The 22,597-nt window shown below is 60.0% G+C and carries 22 protein-coding genes; 7 read left to right on the top strand and 15 right to left on the bottom strand.

Annotation, left to right across the window (positions count from 1 at the left end; genetic code table 11):
• The first annotated feature begins 197 nt into the window (after window positions 1-197).
• From Q8X48_RS27075 to Q8X48_RS27050, 6 genes are all read left to right on the top strand, one after another.
• Window positions 198-1,289, top strand: coding sequence for an ABC transporter ATP-binding protein (locus Q8X48_RS27075; RefSeq protein WP_095965819.1), 1,092 nt, complete (start codon window positions 198-200; stop codon window positions 1,287-1,289).
• An 89-nt stretch (window positions 1,290-1,378) separates the two neighbouring features.
• Complete coding sequence (locus Q8X48_RS27070) at window positions 1,379-2,491, top strand: ABC transporter substrate-binding protein (RefSeq protein WP_007972055.1); 1,113 nt, start codon at window positions 1,379-1,381, stop codon at window positions 2,489-2,491.
• A gap of 10 nt (window positions 2,492-2,501) precedes the next feature.
• On the top strand, window positions 2,502-3,374 hold the full coding sequence (locus Q8X48_RS27065) for an ABC transporter permease (RefSeq protein ID WP_407802233.1): 873 nt from the start codon (window positions 2,502-2,504) through the stop codon (window positions 3,372-3,374).
• Between the two features lie 7 nt (window positions 3,375-3,381).
• Window positions 3,382-4,209: an ABC transporter permease gene (locus Q8X48_RS27060; RefSeq protein ID WP_015093575.1), complete on the top strand. Its 828-nt coding sequence runs from the start codon at window positions 3,382-3,384 to the stop codon at window positions 4,207-4,209.
• A gap of 299 nt (window positions 4,210-4,508) precedes the next feature.
• Window positions 4,509-5,213 (top strand): hypothetical protein, encoded by a 705-nt coding sequence (locus Q8X48_RS27055; protein ID WP_007970398.1) that lies wholly within the window; start codon window positions 4,509-4,511, stop codon window positions 5,211-5,213.
• A 362-nt stretch (window positions 5,214-5,575) separates the two neighbouring features.
• On the top strand, window positions 5,576-7,006 hold the full coding sequence (locus Q8X48_RS27050; RefSeq protein ID WP_407802232.1) for an aminotransferase-like domain-containing protein: 1,431 nt from the start codon (window positions 5,576-5,578) through the stop codon (window positions 7,004-7,006).
• Between the two features lie 116 nt (window positions 7,007-7,122).
• On the opposite strand, the gene Q8X48_RS27045 is transcribed toward Q8X48_RS27050, so the two are convergent.
• The 10 genes from Q8X48_RS27045 to Q8X48_RS27000 form a co-directional block, all read right to left on the bottom strand.
• The gene (locus tag Q8X48_RS27045; protein WP_407802231.1) at window positions 7,123-7,923 is read right to left on the bottom strand and encodes an N-acyl homoserine lactonase family protein; all 801 of its coding nucleotides are present in this window, start codon (window positions 7,921-7,923) and stop codon (window positions 7,123-7,125) included.
• A 14-nt stretch (window positions 7,924-7,937) separates the two neighbouring features.
• The gene (locus Q8X48_RS27040; RefSeq protein ID WP_407802230.1) at window positions 7,938-8,897 is read right to left on the bottom strand and encodes a diiron oxygenase; all 960 of its coding nucleotides are present in this window, start codon (window positions 8,895-8,897) and stop codon (window positions 7,938-7,940) included.
• Window positions 8,898-8,964: 67 nt separating this feature from the next.
• Complete coding sequence (locus tag Q8X48_RS27035; RefSeq protein ID WP_407802229.1) at window positions 8,965-9,723, bottom strand: TauD/TfdA family dioxygenase; 759 nt, start codon at window positions 9,721-9,723, stop codon at window positions 8,965-8,967.
• Window positions 9,724-9,744: 21 nt separating this feature from the next.
• Window positions 9,745-10,617: a branched-chain amino acid aminotransferase gene (locus Q8X48_RS27030; protein WP_407802228.1), complete on the bottom strand. Its 873-nt coding sequence runs from the start codon at window positions 10,615-10,617 to the stop codon at window positions 9,745-9,747.
• Window positions 10,618-10,648: 31 nt separating this feature from the next.
• The gene (locus Q8X48_RS27025) at window positions 10,649-11,989 is read right to left on the bottom strand and encodes a KamA family radical SAM protein (RefSeq protein WP_407802227.1); all 1,341 of its coding nucleotides are present in this window, start codon (window positions 11,987-11,989) and stop codon (window positions 10,649-10,651) included.
• Between the two features lie 32 nt (window positions 11,990-12,021).
• Window positions 12,022-12,666 (bottom strand): glutathione transferase, encoded by a 645-nt coding sequence (gene yfcF, locus Q8X48_RS27020; protein WP_116581025.1) that lies wholly within the window; start codon window positions 12,664-12,666, stop codon window positions 12,022-12,024.
• A gap of 232 nt (window positions 12,667-12,898) precedes the next feature.
• Window positions 12,899-13,384 carry a cupin domain-containing protein gene (locus Q8X48_RS27015; RefSeq protein ID WP_407802225.1) on the bottom strand — a complete coding sequence of 162 codons (486 nt, stop codon included), beginning with the start codon at window positions 13,382-13,384 and terminating at the stop codon, window positions 12,899-12,901.
• 84 nt (window positions 13,385-13,468) lie between these two features.
• A complete protein-coding gene (locus Q8X48_RS27010; protein WP_046040191.1) occupies window positions 13,469-13,963 on the bottom strand; it encodes a RidA family protein in 495 nt (164 codons plus the stop codon).
• Between the two features lie 48 nt (window positions 13,964-14,011).
• Complete coding sequence (locus Q8X48_RS27005) at window positions 14,012-15,292, bottom strand: ATP-grasp domain-containing protein (protein ID WP_407802224.1); 1,281 nt, start codon at window positions 15,290-15,292, stop codon at window positions 14,012-14,014.
• A gap of 42 nt (window positions 15,293-15,334) precedes the next feature.
• Entirely contained in the window at window positions 15,335-16,435 is a 1,101-nt protein-coding gene (locus tag Q8X48_RS27000; protein ID WP_407802223.1) for a hypothetical protein, read from the bottom strand.
• Between the two features lie 148 nt (window positions 16,436-16,583).
• Here Q8X48_RS27000 and Q8X48_RS26995 point away from each other — a divergent pair, with 148 nt between their 5' ends.
• Complete coding sequence (locus Q8X48_RS26995; protein ID WP_407802222.1) at window positions 16,584-18,002, top strand: aminotransferase-like domain-containing protein; 1,419 nt, start codon at window positions 16,584-16,586, stop codon at window positions 18,000-18,002.
• Between the two features lie 329 nt (window positions 18,003-18,331).
• On the opposite strand, the gene Q8X48_RS26990 is transcribed toward Q8X48_RS26995, so the two are convergent.
• The 5 genes from Q8X48_RS26990 to cyoB form a co-directional block, all read right to left on the bottom strand.
• Window positions 18,332-18,541: a hypothetical protein gene (locus Q8X48_RS26990; RefSeq protein ID WP_407802221.1), complete on the bottom strand. Its 210-nt coding sequence runs from the start codon at window positions 18,539-18,541 to the stop codon at window positions 18,332-18,334.
• A gap of 160 nt (window positions 18,542-18,701) precedes the next feature.
• Window positions 18,702-19,589: a heme o synthase gene (gene cyoE / locus Q8X48_RS26985; protein WP_407802220.1), complete on the bottom strand. Its 888-nt coding sequence runs from the start codon at window positions 19,587-19,589 to the stop codon at window positions 18,702-18,704.
• Window positions 19,590-19,600: 11 nt separating this feature from the next.
• A complete protein-coding gene (gene cyoD, locus Q8X48_RS26980; RefSeq protein ID WP_015093559.1) occupies window positions 19,601-19,936 on the bottom strand; it encodes a cytochrome o ubiquinol oxidase subunit IV in 336 nt (111 codons plus the stop codon).
• The gene (locus Q8X48_RS26975) at window positions 19,937-20,563 is read right to left on the bottom strand and encodes a cytochrome o ubiquinol oxidase subunit III (RefSeq protein WP_015093558.1); all 627 of its coding nucleotides are present in this window, start codon (window positions 20,561-20,563) and stop codon (window positions 19,937-19,939) included.
• A 3-nt stretch (window positions 20,564-20,566) separates the two neighbouring features.
• On the bottom strand, window positions 20,567-22,597 hold the full coding sequence (gene cyoB / locus Q8X48_RS26970; RefSeq protein ID WP_015093557.1) for a cytochrome o ubiquinol oxidase subunit I: 2,031 nt from the start codon (window positions 22,595-22,597) through the stop codon (window positions 20,567-20,569).

Below are 22,597 nucleotides of genomic sequence, written 5' to 3'. Positions count from 1 at the left end.
CCACAGGGTAGAAGCTCTATTTCGGGGCCTCTGGCCGAGGCGAAATACACAGCTTATTTGTTCAATAAAACTAACCAATACGAGCAAAATAATTCCATTGATGTAGCGATATTTTTAACAATAATAAGCCCAAAGCCCATTTCGGATTCGCATCCGTCCTCGTACGTCTTATGGGCAATAAAAAGAGGAACCTCATTGTGTCCAGCCGTTCAGCGATCCAGCTCAGCGCTCAAGGTATCAGCCAGTATTACGGCCGTTTCGCGGCGCTGGATAACGTCGATCTCGACGTTCGCCAAGGCGAATTTCTTACCCTGCTGGGTCCGTCCGGCTCGGGCAAAACCACCTTGCTGATGATTCTGGCCGGTTTCCTCAGCCCGACCTCGGGCAAGCTGATGGAGCAAGGCGTCGATATCATCCGGCGTTCCGCCGAGAAGCGGAACTACGGCATGGTGTTCCAGGGTTATGCGCTGTTCCCGCACATGAGCGTGGCCGACAACGTGGCCTACCCGCTGCGCATCCGCAAAGTCCCCGTTGAAGAACGCAATCGCCGGGTCAAGCACATCCTTGAAGTGGTCGGCCTCGGTGCACACATGCACAAGAAACCCGCCGAGATGTCCGGCGGCCAGCAGCAGCGCGTGGCGATTGCCCGGGCGCTGGTGTTCGAGCCGGAACTGCTGCTGCTCGACGAGCCACTGTCGGCGCTGGACAAGAACCTGCGCGAACAACTGCAAACCGAGCTGCAACGCATCCACCGTCAGGTCGGTACCAGTTTCGTCTTCGTCACCCACGACCAGAACGAAGCGTTGGCGCTGTCCTCGCGCATCGCGATCTTCAACCACGGCAAACTGACCCAGGTCGACACCCCGGAAAACATCTACAACCGCCCCGAGAGCCGTTTCGTCGCCGAGTTCCTGGGCAAGATGAACCTGTTCCCGCTGGACAACCTGACCCGCAACGGCCAGACCGCCAGCGGCCGCTGCGGCACCAGCGTATTGCATGCCCAGGCGCCGAACGCACTGAGTGCGGCACCGATCGTGCTGGCCGTGCGCCCAGAGCACATGGAGCTGCACAGCGAGTGCCCGACCCGGGAGGGCTACAACGTGATGCCCGCGCAACTCACCGACAAGGTTTATCAAGGCTCCAGCACCCATCTGGCGCTCAAGGTCGGCGGCGACACGCTGCCGATCAACCTGTCCGTACCGGGCAATCACCCGGGCGCGTCGATGCCCGGCGGTGCGCCGGTGTGGCTGAGCTGGCCGGTGCAGCAAAGCTTCCTGCTACAGGCCTGAACCGCAAAAAACTGCGTCACAAAGCTCTCTTCCAATGACAACAAAAAGGCCGGTGTCCACGCAGACACCCGCCAACTGAGGACTTGCCCATGCGCCAGGATCACCAACAAGACTGCATCGAAGTGCTTATCGACAAGGCCCGCGACGGTCAGATCAACCGTCGCACCTTCATCCAGGCCATGGGCCTGCTGGCAGCGGTGCCCCTGGCGCTGCGCAGCGGCATCAGCTGGTCGGCGGACAAGCCGCTGGTGGTGGTCAACTGGGGCGGCGACGCCCTGAACGCATTCCGTTCGGCGTGGACCGACACCTTCACCAAAAACACCGGCATCCAGGTGCGCATCGACGGTGCCGGCCCGACCGAAGGGGCCATCCGCTCGCAGCTGGCCAGTGGCCAACCGAGCTGGGACGTGGTCGACGTCGAGAGCTACAGTGCCATCGTGCTGGGCCGGGAAAAAATCCTGCAGCCTCTGGACTACAACACCATCAAGCGCGATCAGGTGGCCCCGGCGCTCTCCTCCGATTACGGCATCGCCAGCTACCAGTTCAGCTACGTGATGGCCTGGGACAGCGAAAAATTCGGTGAAAACGGGCCCAAGACCTGGGCCGATTTCTGGGATGTGAAGAAATTCCCCGGCAAGCGCACGCTGTACAAGTGGATGAACGGCATGCTCGAAGCGGCGTTGCTGGCCGACGGCGTTCCAGCTGATCAGTTGTACCCGCTGGACGTGCCACGGGCCCTGAAGAAGATCGACGAGATCAAGCCGCACGTCTTGTCGTTCTGGAGTTCGGGTGCCGAGAGCCAGCAACTGATGGTCGACGGCGAGGTGTCGGTGGGTGCGATCTGGCACACCCGCGCCAAGCTGCTCAGCGAAGACACCGACAACCGCGTGCGCTGGAGCTTCGACAACGGCTTCATCAACTCCAGCAGTTGGGCGGTATTGAACGGCAACCCCGGCGGCACTCAACCGACCATGCAGTTCATCCAGCAAGCCTTGCAACCCGAAGGCCAGCTCAAGCTGTTCGAACTGCTGGGCAACGGGCCGTCCAACAGCGCCACGGAAAAGCTGATGTCGGCCAAGCAACTGGAAGCCAACTGCGCCTCCGAAGAAAACCTGAAAAAGCAGATCGCTCTCAACGCCCAGTGGTACGCCGACAACTACTCCAAAGCCCTGGAAGAGTACCTGACGCGGTTGTCCAAGTGAGCCTGTGACCATGACCAACACCCTGACCTCGACCCTGACCGCCCCCAAGCCCCGCTTCAGCTCGCCGGGCCTGGAGCGCGGCCTGCTGCTGTTTCCGTTGCCGGTGTTGCTGCTGGTCTTCTACGTGCTGCCGTTCCTCGGCGTGGTCGGCTGGAGCTTCTCGCTGCCGACGCCGGGCATCGAGCAGTACCAGCGCATCGCCACGGACCCGGCGATCCACGAAATGCTCTGGCGCACGTTGCGCCTGTGCCTGACCGTCAGTGGCCTGGCCTTGATGATCGGTTACCTGCTGGCCTACTGCTGGGTGTTCAGCCCGCCGTTCTGGCAGCGCGTGGTGGAGATCTGCATCTTCATTCCGTTCTGGATTTCCGTGCTGGTGCGGGCCTTCGGCTGGTTGATCGCCCTGCGCAGCAACGGCGTGCTCAACAACGGCCTGATGGGCATGGGGTTGATCGACCAGCCGCTGCAACTGAGCCGCAATGAGATAGGCGTGGTCATCGGCATGCTCCACGTGATGATCCCGTACGCGGTGTTCCCGCTGCTGTCGACCATGCGTCAACTCGACCAGCGTGTGCTCATGGCCTCGCGCGGCCTGGGGGCCGGTGCCTTGCGCACCTTCTGGCAAGTGCTGCTGCCGCAGACCCTGCCGGGCATTCTGGGCGCGTTCATCATGGTTTTCGTGTTCTGCCTGGGCTTCTTCATCACCCCGGTACTGTTGGGTGGCGGGCAAACGGTGATGATCGCCGAGTATGTGTTCCTGCAAATGTTCCAGACCAGCAACTGGGGCCTGGGTGCGGCACTGAGCGTGGTGTTGCTGGCCCTGGTCAGCGCGCTGATCTGGGTGCTGTTGAAAATGACCCGCGTCAACCGACTGGTAGGCTGAGATCACTATGAATACCCATCGCACAAGCCTGAGTACGCGGCTGTTGGCCGTGGTCGCCATGGCCTTCATGCTGTTCCCGTTGCTGACGGTCATTCCGGTGTCGTTCACCAGCAAGCGCTTCCTGTCGATGCCCGAAGGCAACTGGTCGCTGCGCCACTATGAAGCGCTGGTGAGCAACCCGGACTGGTTCCACGCCATCAGCCAGAGCCTGACCATCGCCTTCGCTACCAGCGTCATCGCCACCCTGCTGGCCGCGAGTTTCAGCCTCGGCATCTGGTACATGCGCTCCAAATGGGCCACGGCCCTGATCGGCCTGGTGCTGTTGCCGATGGCGATCCCGCCGGTGATTTCCGCGCTGGTGCTGTACTTCATGGAGACCAAGCTCGGTCGCTTCGCGCCGGGTATGGGCTACGACACCCTGACCGGCGTGGTGATTGCCCACGTAATCATGGTGGTGCCGTACGGCGTGGTGACCATGCTGGTGGCCCTCAGCCAGATCGACCGGCGCATCGAACTGGCCTCGCGCAACCTTGGTGCCAGCCTGATGCAGACCACGTTCATGGTGATCCTGCCGAACCTGAAACTGGGTCTGGCCTCCACCGCGCTGTTGGGGTTTGCCCTGTCCTGGGAAGAAGTGGCGGTGACGCTGTTCATCACCAGCGTCAACGTCGACACTCTGCCCAAGCGCATCTGGAGCGGCTTGCGCGATAACGTCGATCCGAGCGTCGCGGCGATTTCGGTGTTGCTGATCTCGCTGACGTTGCTGGTGCTGATCGGACGACTGGTGGTTCAGCATCTGGCGGATAAACGGGCGCAGAAACTCCTGCATCCGTAAGCACTTCAAAAAAAGCCCTGCGCTTGCCATACAAGCGCGGGGCTTTTTTCGTTCAACCGCCGCCATTCCTGTAGGAGCGAGCCTGCTCGCGATGGTCTCAAGGGCACCGCGCTCATCCAGAATGAACGCGTTATCGTTAACGTCCATCGCGAGCAGGCTCGCTCCTACAGAAAGCGAAATCATGACCAGCCGCCTGTTGATCCGTGACAACGCCGTCTCGGTCCAATAGATTAGGCGGCCTGAAAAAGCCCCCGGGCTTTCTCGCCCCTATTCAAGTTCAAAGAAGTAGTGAAATTTCAATGTCCGATTCCAACACCGCTGAATCCGTAGTCACCTTGTCGTCCAAAGCGGAATACGAAAACTCCATCAATCTTTCACAACACGTACCCCAGGCGAAAACCATCAGCGAGATGGTGCTGGACGCTTTCCAGTCCACCCGCGAAAGTGATCAGATCCGCGAACTGCGCGCCGCCATTCGGCAGGCCCACGACAGCTTCGACGACGACAAGGCCTATGAACTGATGGGCCAGCTCAAGCAACTCAAGGACGCCGAAGCCGCCGACATCGCCGCGCTGGAAGACCTGAGCAGCAAGTTCCCGATCAGCCGCATCCTCTCCAGCTTCAAGGACGACCCGGCGTTCCAAGAAATCGTCTACGGCCTGGCCCTGAAGGTGCTGAACCAGACGCACCAGGCCATCAGCAACCCGAGCGGCGGCAAGAGCAAGGCCGCCAAGGCCAAGAAAGAAGTCGAAGTGTTCACCATCAGCAAGGACGGCATCAGCGTCACCCTGCCGCTGCGCACCCCACGCTCGCGCCTGAACGTCGACCGTGAAGCCCTGGAGTTCCTCGGTTTCACCTTCGTTGGCGAAGGCGATGAGGCGGAACTGGAAAGCGAGACGTTCCTGGACAACAGCGGCGCCGAGCAAGCGGTCAACCGCAAGAACATCATCACCGCCCTGCAGCAGCAGACCGCATTCGACGGTTATAGCATCGCTGCGCAGTAATACCTGATGTTGTGGCTAGCGAGCTTGTCTGTGGCGAGGGGGCTTGCCCCCGTTCGGCGGCGAAGCCGTCGTAAACTCGGTGAATGCGGTTTTCCTGAAAGACTCAAATAGCTTGATTGGGGTGGCTGCGCCACCCAACGGGGGCAAGCCCCCTCGCCACAGGTCACTCACTGACTCAAATAAGAGCCCTGCCCTAGCGCAGGGCTTTTTATTGCCCGTGATTCAGGCAAAACCGCGATTACTCTTCCAGTATCGACGCTGAACAACACTTCCCTTCACCCATGAGCACCACGGGTCCGCCTGCGGGGAGCGTCAACTCACTTTCCAGCCCAGACCTTGGTGGTGCAACTGCTGAGGTCATCATGAACACGACCCCTTTGTATCGCCAACTGGCCAATCACTATCTGGACGCTATCCGCAGCGGCACCTTGAAAACCGGTGAACGTTTGCCCTCGATCCGCTTGATGATGGAAAAACACGCCGTCAGCCTGTCGACCGCAGTGCAGGTGTGCCGGGAACTGGAAGATTGCGGCGTCCTGGAAGCCCGACCGCGTTCCGGCAACTACATTCGCCTGCCCGACGCCTCACCCAGGCCCACCCCGGTAGCCTCGGCGCCAGCGCTGGATACCAGCGCCTATGTCGGCATTCATCAACAGGTCTCAACGGTGCTCAAGGCCAGTCAGCGCGCAACGATCAAGGTCAATTTCGCCAGCGCCTACTGCGCGCCGGAGCTTTATCCGCTGAAGACCTTGCAAGACAACATGATCAAGTCGCTGCGCTACGACACCCGCCTGCTCGGCGCCGCGGGCTCGACCTGCGGCAACAGCGCATTGCGCCACCTCCTGGCGCGGCGGGCGCTGGCCAGCAAGACCCACCTGGCCCCCGAGCGGATCGTGATCACCAACGGCGCCACCGAAGCAATCAACCTGGCCTTGCGTGCAATCACCCGCCCCGGAGACACCGTGGCCGTGGAGTCGCCGACCTTCTACGGTCTGCTGCAAATTCTCGAAAGCCTGAGCCTGCGAGTACTGGAAGTCCCGGCCTCGGCCCACACCGGGCTCAATCTGGCGGCCCTGGAACTGCTGCTGCAAGGCCCTGAACGGGTCACGGCGTTGATCGTCATTCCCAACCTGCAAAACCCGCTGGGCAGCATCATGCCCGCCGCCAACAAGGCACGCCTGGTTAAACTGTGCGCCGAGCACAACACCGTGCTGATCGAGGACGACACCTACGGCGACCTGGTGGACACCGAGCAGCCGCTGTCCACGCTCAAACATTGGGACCGCACCGACAACGTGATCTATTGCGCCTCGCTGAACAAAACCCTGGCACCGGGCATGCGCCTGGGCTGGATCAGCGCTGGCAAATGGCACGACCGTGTGGAGATGCTCAAGCACACGCAGTCGCGGGGGTGCGAGCTGTTATCGCAACTGGCGGTCAGCGAATTCATGCGCACACCCTCTTATGAACGTTACCTGCGACGGTTGAGGAAAACCCTGACCGTACAACGCGAGCAGATGAGCACGGCGATCGCCCGCTATTTTCCCATCGGCACCAGCGTCACTCATCCGCAAGGCGGCACGCTGTTATGGGTGGAATTGCCTCGCCGGCATTCATCCATGGCGTTTTTTCACGAAGCGCTGAAGGTCGGCATCCAGATTTCCCCTGGGGATATCTTTTCCAACACCGAGCGCTTCAATCACTTTGTGCGCATTGGCTGCGGCGCGCCGTATTCGCCACGGATCGATGAGGCACTGCAGACGTTGGGACGTATCCTGAAAGCTCAGGGATAACACTCCCCCCTGTGGGAGCGGGCTTGCCCGCGATGACGGCGGCACATTAAGCATAGATGTGTCTGACACTCCGCCATCGCGGGCAAGCCCGCTCCCACAGGTTTTTTGGGTGGGTTTCAGCTCGGGGGTTGGTGCAGACAAACGATATGCGGGTCGTCATTCCAGTGCGGAAAGCGCTCGGCGATCAGCGGGTCGTGACCGGGGATGACGTGGTCTTTACCATCGGCCAGGCGGTCGATCTCGGTGAAGGCTTCGAGGGTTTGCGCCAGGTCATCGAGGATCGGGAACGGACTGCGCTCACGAATGTTCACCCACAGGTGCGCGGCATCCGAGGCCAGCACAATCCAGCCGCGCTCAGTGTTCACGCGCACCACCTGGCTGCCCGGCGTGTGCCCGCCCACGGGGTGCAGGGTCACACCTGGCAACACTTCGACCGTGCCGCTGTGCAAACGCATCCGCCCTTCGAACAGCGGCGGCAGCGCCGACATCACGTCCTCGACTTCGTAGGTTTTGTTCACCGTGCGATGGGCCATTTTCGGCCCGGTGCAGAAACGCAGTTCCGCTTCCTGCAAATGCACGGTCGCCTTCGGGAACAGCCCGAGGTTGCCGGCATGGTCCCAGTGCAAATGGGTCAGGATCAGGTGTTCGACCCGGGCCGGATCGATGTCCAGTTGCCGCAGGGATTCTTCCGGCAGGCGGTACATCTGGCGATTGCGCCGGTCCGCCGTGGCCGGTTGGAAACAGGTGTCGACCACGATCACCTGCTGCTCGTTGCGGATGACCCAGAAGTAGTAATCCAGCGGCATCGGCGCATTCGGATCACCGCAACAGGCGTCGTAGAGAAAATTCTCCCTGGCGGTGCGCTGGGCGTTTGCGCCGACACGGATGGCGAACACTTCGTACACAGGCATGGACATAGACACCTCCGGGCTCAGGCGGCCGCCGTGGTTTTGAGGGTCGGACGGAAGTCGAAATCGATCTGCTCGCTGATGCCCAGGTCCTGTGCCAGTTTATGCAGGCCGCTGTAGTCGCGCATGATGGTCGCGTTCCTGTTGCTTTCGCGGGTGTCGGCAATGATCAGTGCCGCCTCCTCGACCCCGAGCTGCGTCAGAATCGCCTCCCACATCGAGTAGTCCTGAGCGATAAAGGCACTCAGCGCCACCGACAGGTTACGTGCGAAAAATTCCCGCTGGGTCGGCTGCATATTGGCGTACATGACCTTCGCCACTTCAGCCAGCACCTTGCTGTGAGCGTATTCGTCGCGGTTGTGCAGCTCGGCCACCCGGCGGTTCTGCGGCTGAATGGTCTGGTCATCCGCCAGCAAATCCAGATAGGCGTTGACGCTGATCTCGGCCACCACCGCAAAAGTGATCGCCGCCAGATCCCGCTGCCATTGCTCGGTCAGCTCTGCCTGCAAGGCCTTCAGGCGCAGGTAAGTGACGGACGGTGGCAGATCCAGATTCTGATCCAGCGCCCGCTCCAGCCTGGTCCGTTCGATGGCGCGCAGGTGCATCAGCGTGTGGTAGTGCTCGTCGATCAGGGTCTGTTGCATGGCCTCGCGAAAATGCCAGTCGTCCTTGCCCAGGTACTGATTGGCAATGACGCTGAGGGCCGGATTGACAATGTGTTCTTCGGCGGTGACGGTGCGCAGGTTGTAGCCGATCCAGCCCCAGGTCACCACGCTGCTTTTGAGCTCGTCACTCAAGGCCTGGAATTTTGGGTGATGGAAAAACGGCACCATGCACTCCGGGTAATCCGGGCGCAGCGGGTCGAATTCTTCAGTGATCCGGGCCCTGTCCGGCGCACAAACGGAGGCGCGCTTGGTCCAGGCCTGGTTGAGCCGCACGATCAGTTGATGATCGACCTGGGCGATCTCGATTGCTGTTTGCATGACGCGATACCTGTAAGGCGCGTACCCGCCAAGGGGTACGCCAAAAGAATAAAGGGCGACGGAAAAATCAGGCCAGCCAATAGCGGGTCAGGTTGCGCGCCGGATCAGTGTAACGACTGCGGGCGTGAATCATTCGCCAGTTGTCCCAAATCAGCAGGCATCCGTCGGGAATGAGCACAGGAATGTTGTGCTCGACGAAGTACGCCTCGCCGAGCGCGGCAAACCTGGCCAGCGGCGAGGTGCTGTTGGCGACCAGGGATTGTTGTAGAGCTTCCCTGGACGGGTTTACATCGCCGTAGTGAAACTGGTTGTAACTGAAACGGAAAATATCCCCGTCCTCCGTAGGCGTGAGGATGTACTCCTTGACCCGCCGTTGGCCCGGTTCCCCCGGTTTGGCGGTGGCGACAAATTCGACCGGCGTGTCATCGAGCCATGCGCGCAGTTGCGGCTCGCTGCGTTCGAGGGCGCGGAGAAATTCATAGCCGTCCACCAGCCCGGTGTGCCCGCCCCCGCACGTGGCCTGCTTATGGCAATGCAACGCCAGGTAACGGGGCGGCGGTCCGTACACCGGCGCCTCAGTGTGCGGGCCAATGCCGTTCATGCTTTGGGAATAGGGCAAGTCTTCGTAACCTGGCTTGCGGGTAATGGCAAAGGCCGTCTGGCCGTTGAACTGCGGAATGATCCGACCGAACGCCTGCAAGGTGCCGGTGACATCATCGGCAAATTCGTCCGCAGTCAGCACAGTCCAGCCCAGCGTCGACAGTTCTTCATGGCGATGGCCGAGCGAAATGTAAGGTTGAGACGCAACAATCCCTTGATCTGACATGGTGAGTTTCCTGGCAGGTGATCAGGCGTTTACGGTTGAGGAGTAAGCGGCAATGAAGTCGCGGCAGGCGCCGCCCGGTCGATAGCGCCACTCATCGATGCTCTGCACCGGGGTGATTTCGGCGGCGGTGCCCGTGAGAAAACATTCATCGAAGTCGCCGAGTTCCGTAGGCAGAATCGTTCGCTCGACCACCTGATAATCCAACGCCCTGGCCAGTTCGATCACGGTTTGCCGGGTGATGCCGTTGAGAAAACAATCCGGCAGCGGGGTGTGCAGCGTCCGGCCCTTGACGAAAAACACATTGGCGCTGGTGGCTTCGGCGACGTGGCCGCGCCAGTCGAGCATCAACGCATCGTGGTACCCCGTGTTCTCGGCGTCGTGCTTGCTCAGCGTGGCGATCTGGTAATGCCCGGAAGCCTTGGCCTCGAACGGGCTGCTGCAGGGTGGCGGGCGGCACCAGCTCGCGGTTTTCAAGCGGATGCCAACCATGCGCGCCGCCGGGTCGAAATAGCTCGGCCACTGCCAGCAGGCGATGGCCAGGTGCACACGGTTGAAGCGCGCCGAGGTGGAGATCATTTCACTGCCGCGCCAGGCCACCGGGCGCAGATAACCGTCGACCACCTTGTTGCGTTGCAGCAGTTCATGGCTCGCTGCCTCCAGTTCGGCCAGCTCATAGGGGATGGCAAAGTCCATCAGGTGCGCCGAGCGGTACAGCCGCTCGCTGTGCTCGCGCAGCTTGAAGATCCTGCCGTTGTAGACCCGCTCGCCTTCATACACGGTGCTCGCGTAATGCAGGCCATGGGTCAGCACATGCAACTGCGCCCGGGACCACTCGACGAACTCGCCGTCGAGCCAGATAACACCCTCGCGCTGATCAAACGGGATACTGCTCATTTCCATATCTCCCCATTGCTCATGAATTTTCCTACGCCGTTTCCAGCAACACCGGTATCAATTCCGGCACGGCGGCGAGCTCGGCCTGAAAGAAGAACGAACGCTCGCCGAAGGCCGGTTGCAAGTCGTCGAACCAGGTCACTTGCGGATCGAAGCGCGCGTAGAACGTGCGCAACACCCATTGCGGATTGCGTGCCTGGAGGAACTGCAAGACGAAGACTTTTTCCCCGGCGACGGTCTCGATGCCGTTGATCAACACCTTGCCGTAGAAGGTGCTCATGGACGGCCCGCGCACCGTTCGCGCAAGCCCAGACACCGTGCGGTACGCCGCCTGGAAGATCTCGAAGGCCCGGGCCAGCGGCATCGCGAAGTAGTGGCTGGGGCCGGTGTCACGCTCGACGAACATGTAATAAGGCACGGCCCCGAGCCGCACGCCTTCGGTCCACAGCGCGGCCCAATCGGCGGGGTTTTCGTTGATGTGGCGGATCACCGGCGCCTGCATGCGCAGTGTCGCGCCCGTCGAGCGGATGCGCTCGATGGCCTGGCGGGCAATGGCCTGGCGGATCTCCACCGGGTGGTTGTAGTGGCCCATGATCGACAGGTTTTTACCCGCCGCGACGATGCGCTGGAACAGCGCCAGCAACTCGGGAGCATCCTTGTCGCTGACAAAACGCTGCGGCCAGTACGCCACCGATTTGGTGCCGATGCGGATGCTCTTGAGGTGTGGCAATTGCAGCAACGGCTCGATGTATCCGGCCAGCGAACGGGTGTTCATGATCATCGGGTCGCCGCCGGTAATCAGCACGTCCGTGACTTCGGTATGCACCCGCAGGTAACTGACCAGCTCCTGGGACTCGCGAGCGTTGAACTTGAGTTCTTCCTCGCCGATGAACTGCGCCCAGCGGAAACAGAAGGTGCAGTACGCGTGACAGGTCTGACCGGCACCGGGGAAAAACAGCACGGTCTCGCGGTACTTGTGCTGGATGCCCGGTAGGACTTTGCCGTTGAGCGTGACGCCGTTGTGGGTCAACTGTCCGGCCGGATGCGGGTTCATGCGCAGCCAGATCGCCTCGATCCGGCGCTTGATCGCCGCGCTGTCATCCAGCTCGATCAGTTGTTTGAGCGAGGCGTATTCCTCTGGCAGCAACATGTCCTTGTGGGGGAAGGTCATGCGGAAAACCGGATCGTCCGGAATGTTGTCCCAGTCGATCAGCGTGCCCAGCACATAGTCGTTGGTGCGAAACGGCATGACCCGGGCCACGACGGTCATGGCCTCCTGCAACGCCGGCGTCAGCTTGTGCCAGTAAGGTGTGTCGCGGATGGTGCGTGAGTTATAGGGTTTGTAGCGTTCGTGCTCCGACAGTCCTTGCATGGCCGCGCTCCTGGTGGTTGCCCTGAGTGTTGTTAGGCGATGGCCGGCGCTTTGCGCTCTATGTCCATCCACGCCCGAACGCTGTCGCGGTCCCACTGGCGACGCACATAGGCTTGGAGCCGTGCCGGCACCGGATCGCCGTTGGCAACCAGGCGGTTGAGCATGATTGCCAGGTCGGTGTCGGCAATGCTCCAGTCACCGAACAGATGCTCGGCGCCCTCCTCCAGCAAATGGTCGGCGACGAACAACAGGCGTTCGACGGCGGCTTGGGCCTCGTCGGACAGCGCGGTGTTTTTCTTGCCGAAGTACACCAGGTCAAACGGGCGCTCCTTGCGCACCACCAGCAAGTCACTGCGCAGCCAGGCCTGCAATTGACGGGCGCGAGCACGCTGCTGGAGGCCTTGCGGATAGAGTTTTTTATGCCCCGGGCAGAGTTCATCGAGGTACTCGGCAATCGCCGAGGATTCCGACAAGGCAAAATCGTCGTGAACTAACGTTGGAATTTTGCAGGTCAGCGAAAGATCGCGATAACTCGCCCTATAGTTTTCGCGTGATTTCAGATCAACCGTGACAAGTTCAAATGAAAGTTGCTTTTCCTTGAGCGCGACAAAAGCCGACATCGCAAAAGCGCTGACATGATCGGCGCCGACATACAGTTTTAGCTTCCTGTTTTCCATAGAGCACTCCATTGACTGACTGCAGGGATTAACGTGCATTGGAAGTGATCGTAGTTAGTTGAATGAAGGCTGAATAGATACAGAATTTGTCCGTTTCAATCGATACAGAAAGTTGTTTCCTACCGGCAGACACGCAGCCAAAAGCGCTGCAAATGGAAATACAGGGGCAGGTCTCTAAAACAAAAAAAGGGAGCCAACGAAGGTTGGCTCCCTGGGTTGATGCGTTGGGAATTTACGCCTGGGTGGTGATCAGGCCATGGCTGTCGGCAAAGTTCGAGAGCAGTGCCATTTGTGGCATGTTGCTCATGTTCAGCATCGCCAGAGGCTCGTGTTTGCTGGTGTTGACGAAGCCATGCCGGGTCCAGGCCGGCACCAGCAGCACGTCGCCGCTGCTGACGTCGACCCCATCGGCATCGCCGAGGGTCAGCACGCCACTGCCACACTGGATAACGAACAGATGCCACCAGGAATGGGCGTGACCGTTGAGCGTCACACCGGGGTTCAGCCATTGCATGGCGATCGCCATCCCCGGCGTCACTGCACAACCGTCAATGCTCTTGTCATGAGCTAAGGCGACAATATCCACGTCGCTGGCCTCAAGGGTCTGACGCATACCCGCCAGTTCGGTGCCTTTCCACACCTTGGCACTTTGCTGTCGATGATGCAGGCTCTGACGAAAGTCCTTATATGAAAAAAACGCACCTTGAAAGTTATCCATTCGCACGTCCTTTCTTTTTATTTCCCACACTTTAGCGCTAAACCTTAAGTTATAGGGTTCAGCGCTGTAAAGTCTGAAATTAATTTACAAAACCGATGGGCGCAAGGCGGCGATCATATCCACTTCTATCGCGGCATTCTTGGGTAATTGATAAACACCGACTGTAGTGCGCGTATGTTTACCGGCATCGCCCAACACGTGGCTGAACACATCCGAGGCGCCGTTGGCCACTTCGCTCAAGTCGACAAAATCCGCCGTGGACTTCACATAGACCGTTACCCGGATCAATGACTTGATCTTGTCCAGCGAACCGATGGCATCGACGATCAACGCCAGCCCGCGCATCGCACTGATGCTGGCGGCCGCTTGCGCATCGGCCATGCTGAGGTCCAGCCCGACGCGGCCGGGGTAATGGATCTTGCCGTTCATGCGTGGCACCAGGCCGCTGATGTACAGCTCATCGTGATGACGGATCAGCGGCGCGTAATGCCCGCCTGCGGTGTTCTCGCCGTAAATGTCATAGCCAAACTCTTTGGCCAGGGCGATGAAGCGTTCATCGCAGGTCATGTGCTGGATCATTGATCGAACCCTCTTGATCGGTAATGCAAAAAACGGGTGCTTGCAGGCTCAACACACGGCGCGGGTGGCCGGTGCCAGGCAAGTGACCTCGATGCGTGACTCAATCGACTCGGCCAGGCGCAACAGATCGTTGCTCAGTTGCCCGTAGTGTTCGTTGAACAACACGATGTGGCCGATGAATGAGAAGTTGTCTTTGACCAGCGCGCTGACCGAGTCGCCGATACGCTTGGCGTACTGCCCTTCCACCAGGTCGATGCGCAGTACGCGGGCCAGGGCCTCGATGTCTGGTGTTGCCCGCAGGATGCCGCCGGCCGGCGCTCTTAGCAGGCGAATGCCGCAGTAGCCGCGAGCCACTGGCTCATGCTGCTCGGTCTTGCCTTCCACCGCCCAGCGCACCCAGCGTTCCCACGGATCGAAATTGACGAAGGCGTGCTTGGCCAGGTCCCAGATGTGCATGCCGCCAGGGCGCATGTTGGTTTCCACGGCGCTGGTCAGGTTGTCGCGGCGCAGGAACACTTCGTTGTGCCAGGCACCGTTGTCCCCGGACACCAGACCCGCCATATGCCGACCGGCAGCCATCAAGCGTGCCTGAACCTGCGCCGCAAGCGGTGCAGGGACGACTTGCTGGATCTCGGCGCGGTAGGCGCCTTCGGTGGTGGTTTTTTCAGTCACCCAGGTGCTGCCGGCCACATAGTCCCAGCTGTATTCGCGGGCGTTCTGCACCAGTTCTTCAAGGACGATGCCGCCTTCGCGGTAGGGCTTGAGTGCGAGCCAGGCGTCATCGCATTCCGAAGGGTGATGGATCACGCGACAGCCTCGGCTCGCCCCTTCGCAGGCTGGCTTGATGAAGGCCTTGCCACCCAGTTCGACGACGCTCTGGCGCAGTTCCGGCAGGCTTTCGATCCGCACGGAAAACACCGGCCGGTATTCTTCGGGGGAACGGCTGGCCGTGGCTTCAAGCCGGCGAAAGATCTGCTTGTCCAAGCCCGCCCGTGCTTCGTCCGGGGTAATGCCCGGCAGGCCGAAGTGAGTGGCCAGTGCTGCACCGAGCAGCACGCCGCGATCGGAGAACGGCAGTACGCCGATCAGCTTCCAGTTGTCGGCATTCAGGCACCCCACCACCAGTTCAAGGGACGCCGCCACGTCTTTCTCGGCCAGTGAAGTGCTGCAGACGTGATCGGCCACCTGGTCGTCATGGGGCTGAATCTTCTCGACCAGCAGGATGAGCCTGGCGTTGTAGAGCGACTTGCACAGCTCGCGCAATTTCTGGATGTCGTGAACCCGATTGCCGTTGTAACCGACCACTACCACGCATGAAGTCGTATTCATAATGCCCCCGACCTGCAAAGTGAAAACCGCAACGGCGATGACTCAGTCATGCAGCGACGCATTGGATTGACGGTTGAGCCAGTACCAGGCCAGGATCCCGCCGGCGCCGATGGCGGCGAGGACCAGCGCGTTGTACGGCGCCGGCACCACTCGCATGATCAACACGGTCAGCCCGGCCCCCACACCCAGGGACACTTCCTTGACGAACATGTTGTTTTGCTTGACCGAGAAGTAATCGAGGTAGCTGAAGGCGCATTCGGCGATCGACAGCAACGCCACCCAGATCAGCGCCCCGGCAAGGGTTTCGACGTGGAACACAGCTGGCGAAGACAGCACGGCAAAACCGCCGACGATGATCCCGATCACCGCCACGACCTTGAAGCGCCCGGTGCGCTCGATCAGCTTCATCACCGGCACCTGGGCGAACACCACCACGGCGCTGTTGAGGATCAGCATCAGGCCGTACCAGGCCGGCAGCTCGCCGGTCTTGAGCAGGATCGCCTGTGGCAGGATCGAGAACACCCCGAACAGCTTGATGCCCATGATGATCCCGGCGATCACCCACGGCAGTTTGTTGCCCCAACTGCTGCCGACCTGACTGGCCGGACGGGCCAGCACCGGCTCGCTGGTGAAGGTTGCGCCGAGGGCGATCGGCAGGCACAGCAACACAAAGGCCGCCGCACCGAGGAAAAACATCGTTGGGGTGAGCAGCGGCGACAGCAGGATCAAACCGGCCACCAGGCTACCCATGTTCATGGCCACGCGGTTGTAGGCCGCGCCTTCCTTGGTCTGGGCCGCTTCGCTCTTGATCAGGTAACCGGCAATGGCAATGCCATAGGCAAAAAGTGCGGCGGCAAACATCACCATGCCTTGATTGCTGGTCAGCGCCAGCAGCACCAGGCCCAGGCCGGCACACAGCAGCGTGACGCTCAGGGAGCGGCGGCCAAGCACCAGTAAAGTCAGGGGCAACAACAGCAACAAGGCACGATATCCAAGGGCCAGGATGCTGTTGGTGGCCGTGTCGAGCCAGACGTTGGCCTTGCCCAGCACCGCGAACAGCGAAACAGCCGTGATGATCCGGATCGTGAATAACCGCAGGTTAATGACCGGCTTGGCCACCGCGACCGTTGTTTCGACACTCATGCAGCACCTCAGGAACCGGATGAACGCCCGCCAACCAAGGCCGACATTCAGAAAAGTCTGTAAGGGCATGGTAGAGAGAGAGGCTTGTCCTGATCAGGGCAAGTTCGTATAGAATCCAACGAACTTTACTGCCGGAGAGACCAGTAAAATGCAGGTTCAACGTGCAGTCATTGCCGCCATTGAATTCCAACCCGGCGCGCCGTTGGTGCAGCAGATCGTCGATCAGCTGACGCAAGCCATCAGCACCGGAGGCCTGCCCCACGGCGCCAAGCTGCCGCCGATTCGCGAACTCTCCGACTTGATGAACGTGGGCAAGTCCACGGTGGTCGATGCCCTGGACCGGATGCGGGCCAAGGGGCTGGTGGTGTCGCGCCAGGGCTCGGGGCATTACGTGCATCGCTCCGAAGCGGCGCTGAAAAGTGGTACCGGCCCGGACCTGCAACCCCAGGACACCCTCAGCGTAATTCGCCGCGCACTGCTGTTGGACAACGGTGCGCTGCGCCCCGGCTGCGGTTTCCTGCCGACCTCGTGGCTACCCGCCGAAGAATTGCAGAAAGCCGTGCGCAGTACGCTGCGAGCGACATCGTTGCGCATGGGCGAGTACGGCGTGGCCGGGGGTTACTTGCCATTGCGCCAGGCTTTGCGGGTCAAACTGGCGACCTTCGGCATCGAAGCGCCGGTGGACCAGATCATCACCACCGCCAACACCATGCAGGCCATCGATCTGCTGATGCGCCTGCTGGTCAAACCCGGCGACACCGTACTGCTCGATGATCCGTGCTACTTCAACATGCACGCCAACCTGGCGCTGCACGGCGCCAAAGTCATCACCATCGCCCGGGATTGCGACGGCATGGACCTCGACGCGCTCGAGCAACTGCTGATCGCCCACAAACCCGTGCTGTACATGACCAACAGCACACTGCATAACCCCACCGGCCACTCGTTCACCCCGGCCCAGGTCTACCGCTTGCTGGAATTGAGCCACCGCCATGGCTTCCACATCGTCGAAGACGATCTGTACTGCGACATCCAGCAACGCCGCACCCCGCGCCTGGCGGCCAGCGGATTGGACAATGTGAGTTATGTGTCCGGCTTCTCCAAGACCCTGACCGCCAACAGCCGCGTCAGCTACACCGTACTGTCACCGCAACTGGCGGCGCGGATGGTCGCCCTGAAAATGGCCTGCGGTGGCGTGACCTCGGAACTGGCGGAGCAGATCACCTGCACCATGCTCAGCGACGGCAGCTACGCCAAGCATGCGCGGCGCACGGTGGACCGGCTGTATGAATCCAACAGCCGAGTGGCCGGCTGGTTGGCGCAGGCCGGGTGTTCGCTTTCCTCGCTGCCCGGCGAAGGCGTGTTTATCTGGGTGCGATTGCCGGATGGATTGCATGCCGAGAACCTGGCTCGCCAGGGGCTGGAGAACAATATGGTATTGGCACCGGGCACCTTGCTGAGCAAAGGGCCGAATGCCAGTCAGTTCCTGCGCTTCAACGTGGCGCACAGTGACAGCTTGCAGGTGCGTGAGCGGTTTTTCCGGTTGCTTGACACACAAAGTAAATAACTAACAGTCACCGATGTTGTGGGAACGAGCCTGCTCGCGAAAAGGCCGTCACAGCCAATATCCATGTCGCCTGATCCACCGCCTTCGCGAGCAGGCTCGCTCCCACAGGGGACCAGCGTCGTGCCCGGTATCCGCGATGACCACTAACCATTGTGGGAGCGAGCCTGCTCGCGATGAGGCCGTCACATCCAGCATCAATGTTGCCTGACACACCGCCTTCGCGGGCAAGCTGCTCTTACAGGGGGGGCGTAGAACTCAAAATTGGCGGTAGCACCTGAATTACCCCCGACAAAAAATCCCGCCCTTCTCTCAAAGGGCGGGATTCTTGCTTAACCAAAATTGTACGAATGGATCACCAAATCTTCATTGAAGTTCAGACTCACACGTTCTGTCCGTAAATCCGCCGTACCGGCGAAACCAAAACCCATTGGGCGAACAGGGCGCCCAGTGAGCTGCGACAATGCCTCACGCAGTGACTCGCTGTATGGTTTACCGATAGCGGCATTCAAGATGGTTTTGGTTTGTTCGAGATTTAACATGGTGCCTCCTGGCATCTATGGGTTATGCGCGTTGTTCCTCAATGCGCCACTCCACTATCGACCACCCAAACAATTTAGTGCGGTACATGTTTATCGCTTTTCCAAAAAGCAAAAAAAACCGCCCTTCTCTCGAAGGACGGTTTTTTACAGCATCCGACGCTTAAGGCGCGTACGTCAGCAGCAACTCGCTCGGCACTTTGAAGTCCAGGGACATCATCACGCTCAACGCGGTAATGGTGAAGATCGAGAACACGAACAGCTTGCGTGCCCAGACCGTGTCATCCACTGCCTTGTAGCCGGTCCAGGCCATGTACAGCCAGTACATGCCCATGGCCGCGGCGACGGCGAGGTAGCTCATGCCGGCGTAGCCACTGAAGGTCAGCATCAAGGTCGCCACGAGGAAGGCCAGGATGTAGATCAGGATGTGCTTCTTGGCCACTTCGATCCCGCGCTTCACTGGCAGCACCGGAATCGATGCGGCCAGGTAATCATTGAAGCGGAAGATCGCGATGGCGTAGGAATGCGGCATCTGCCACAGGCTGAACATCACCAGCAGGGTCAGCGCGGCCATGTCGAAGGTGTTGCTCACCGCGACGTAGCCGATGACCGGCGGCATGGCGCCCGACAGGCTGCCCACCAGCGTGCCGTGAATCGACTTGCGCTTGAGGTACAGGCTGTAGAAGCCGACGTAGATCACGAAGCCGATGACGGCGAACAGTGCGGCCAACGGGTTGGCCACCTTGTACAACAGGGTAACGCCGGCGACACCCAGGACGGTCGCATAGATCAGGGCCAGTTTCAGGGAGATCAAGCCCTGGACCAGCACGCGGTTCTTGGTGCGCTCCATCTTGATGTCGATGTCGCGGTCGATGCAGTTGTTGAACACGCAACCGGAGGCAACCACCAGGGACGTGCCGATCATGGCGGCCAGGAAGATGGCCAGATCGACATGCCCTTTGGAGGCCAGGAAAAATCCGCCTGCCACAGAAAGCACGTTACCGAAAATGATCCCCGGTTTGGTGATTTGGATAAAGTGCTTAAGGGACATGCGGATCTACCTCACTTCGCCATCATGAACGTGTGGATGCTGAACATGATCCACAGCGACAAGCCAACCAGCAGGACAATCACGATCGCGGCGAAGACAAACGCAATCACGTTGTTACGCTGCGCGGCCGAACGGTCCAGGTGCAGGAAGTACACCAGGTGCACCAGCACCTGGACGATCGCGAACGCCAGGACGATCAACAGGGTGATCGACTTAGGCAGCGTCGGGTACATCACCAGACCGAATGGAATGACGGTCAGGATCACCGACAGGATGAAGCCGATGGCGTACGACTTGTAGCTGCCGTGACCGGCGTCGTCGTGGTGGGAATGAGCTGGGTTAGCCATTTACATAGTCCCCATCAGATAAACAACGGTGAATACGCAGATCCAGACAACGTCCAGGAAGTGCCAGAACAGGCTCAGGCAGCTCAGACGGGTCTTGTTGGTCGCCGTCAGGCCGTTTTTCTGCACCTGGTACATCATGATGCCCATCCAGATCAGACCGGCGGTCACGTGCAGACCGTGGGTACCAACCAGGGTGAAGAACGCAGACAGGAAGCCTGAGCGGCTAGGGCCGTAGCCTTCGGAGATCAAAATGTGGAATTCATTGATCTCCATGGCGATAAAGCCTGCACCTAACAGGAAGGTCATGCCCAGCCAGCCCAGCACCGCCTTCTTGTTACCCTTGTACAACGCCAGCATGGCGAAGCCGTAGGTGATCGAACTGAACAACAGAAGAGCGGTTTCGCCCAGTACGTATGGCAGTTCGAAGATGTCGTGACCCGACGGGCCACCCGCTACGTTGTTAACCAGTACCGCGTACACCGCGAAGATCGACGCAAACAGAATGCAGTCGGTCATCAGGTAGAGCCAGAAACCGTATACGGTCATCTCGCCCGAGTCGTGGTGGTGGTCATCATGCCCATGTCCATCGACATGGGTGTGTCCAGCATTGGTCACTAAATTCGACATGGTTTAAGCCTGTTCCAACGAGGTTTCAACACGGGTGGCGGTGGCCGGGATTTTCCCTGCCGCTACCAGACGCTTGTGCTGCTCGGCTTCGATGCGCTCGATCACATCGACCGGCACCATATAGCCTTGATCATCACGGGCCGCGTGGATCACGAAGTAGATCACGGTGCCGGCCAGGCTAGCGATTGCCAGCCACCAGATGTGCCAGATCATCGCGAAACCGAACACGGTCAACAGTGCACCCATGACCACACCGGTGGCGGTGTTGTTAGGCATGTGGATCGGCTGGTACTTGGCCGGAGCCTTGTAAGCGGTGCCGTTTTCCTTGGCTTCGGTGAACGGGTCGATGCAGTCGGCTTTCGGCAGCACGGCGAAGTTGTAGAACGGTGGTGGCGACGAAGTCGACCATTCCAGGGTGTGGGCATTCCACGGGTCACCGTGTTCGCACATGTTTTCCGGCTTGTTGCGGTCACGCACGCTGACGTACAGCTGGATCAACTGGCAAGCGATACCCACGGCGATCATCACCGCACCGAACATGGCGACGTACAGGTACGGCACCCACTCAGGGTTGGTGGTGGCATTCAGGCGACGGGTCATACCCATGAAGCCCAGAGCGTAGAGCGGCATGAATGCGACGAAGAAGCCCGAGATCCAGAACCAGAACGCTGCCTTGCCCCAGCCTTCGTGCAGCTTGAAGCCGAACGCTTTAGGGAAGTAGAACGCGAAACCTGCGATGTAACCGAATACCGCACCGCCGATGATCACGTTGTGGAAGTGCGCGATCACGAACAGGCTGTTGTGCAGAACGAAGTCGGCACCCGGGATGGCCAGCAGTACGCCGGTCATGCCACCGATGGCGAAGGTCACCATGAAGCCCAGGGTCCACAGCACCTGGCTGGTGAAACGCAGACGGCCCTGGTAGATGGTGAACAGCCAGTTGAACAGTTTCACACCCGTCGGGATGGAAATCAGCATCGTCGCCAGACCGAAGAAAGCGTTGACGCTGGCACCCGAACCCATGGTGAAGAAGTGGTGCAGCCAAACCATGAAGCCCAGGATCGAGATCGCACCCGATGCGTAGACCATCGAGTGGTGGCCGAACAGTTTCTTGCCGGTGAAGGTCGAGATGACTTCGGAGAAGATACCGAACGCTGGCAGGATCAGGATGTACACCTCAGGGTGACCCCATGCCCAGAACAGGTTCACGTACATCATCGGATTGCCACCAAGTTCGTTGGTGAAAATGTGGAAATCCATGTAACGGTCAAGCGTCAGCAGTGCCAAGGTAGCGGTCAGGATCGGGAACGAAGCCACGATCAGGACGTTGGCCCAGGTGCAGGTCCAGGTGAAGATCGGCATGTCCATCAGCTTCATGCCAGGGGTACGCATTTTCAGCACGGTGGCCAGGAAGTTGACCCCCGTCAGCGTTGTCCCCAGACCCGATAGCTGTAGCGCCCAGATGTAGTAGTCCATCCCCACGCCAGGGCTGTATTGCAGGCCCGACAGCGGCGGATAGGCAACCCAACCGGTCTTGGCGAACTCGCCGACGCCCAGGGACAGGTTGATCAGCACCACGCCGGAAACCAGCAGCCAGAAGCTCAGGGAGTTCAGGAACGGATAGGCAACGTCACGCGCGCCGATCTGCAGCGGCACTGCAAGGTTCATCAGGCCGGTGAAGAATGGCATCGCCATGAAGATGATCATGATCACACCGTGGGCGGTGAAGATCTGGTCATAGTGTTCAGGTGGCAGGTAGCCAGGCGAACCCTCGGTGGCCATGGCCAGTTGGGTACGCATCATGATGGCGTCGGCAAAACCGCGCAGCAGCATGACCATGGCGACGATGATGTACATCACGCCGATTTTCTTGTGGTCGACGGACGTCAGCCACTCGGTCCACAGGTAGGTCCACTTCTTGAAGTAGGTGATTGCAGCGAACAGCGCCAGACCACCGAGCGCGATCATGGCGATGGTCACCATCACGATCGGCTCGTGGAACGGGACCGCTTCCCAACTTAATTTACCAAACAT

It is taken from the genome of Pseudomonas sp. QLc11A, assembly GCF_052112305.1.
Classification (GTDB): Bacteria; Pseudomonadota; Gammaproteobacteria; order Pseudomonadales; family Pseudomonadaceae; genus Aquipseudomonas; species Aquipseudomonas laurylsulfatiphila.
The sequence above is the reverse complement of the archived record's forward strand: the minus strand, read 5'-3'. Positions and strand labels throughout refer to the sequence as shown.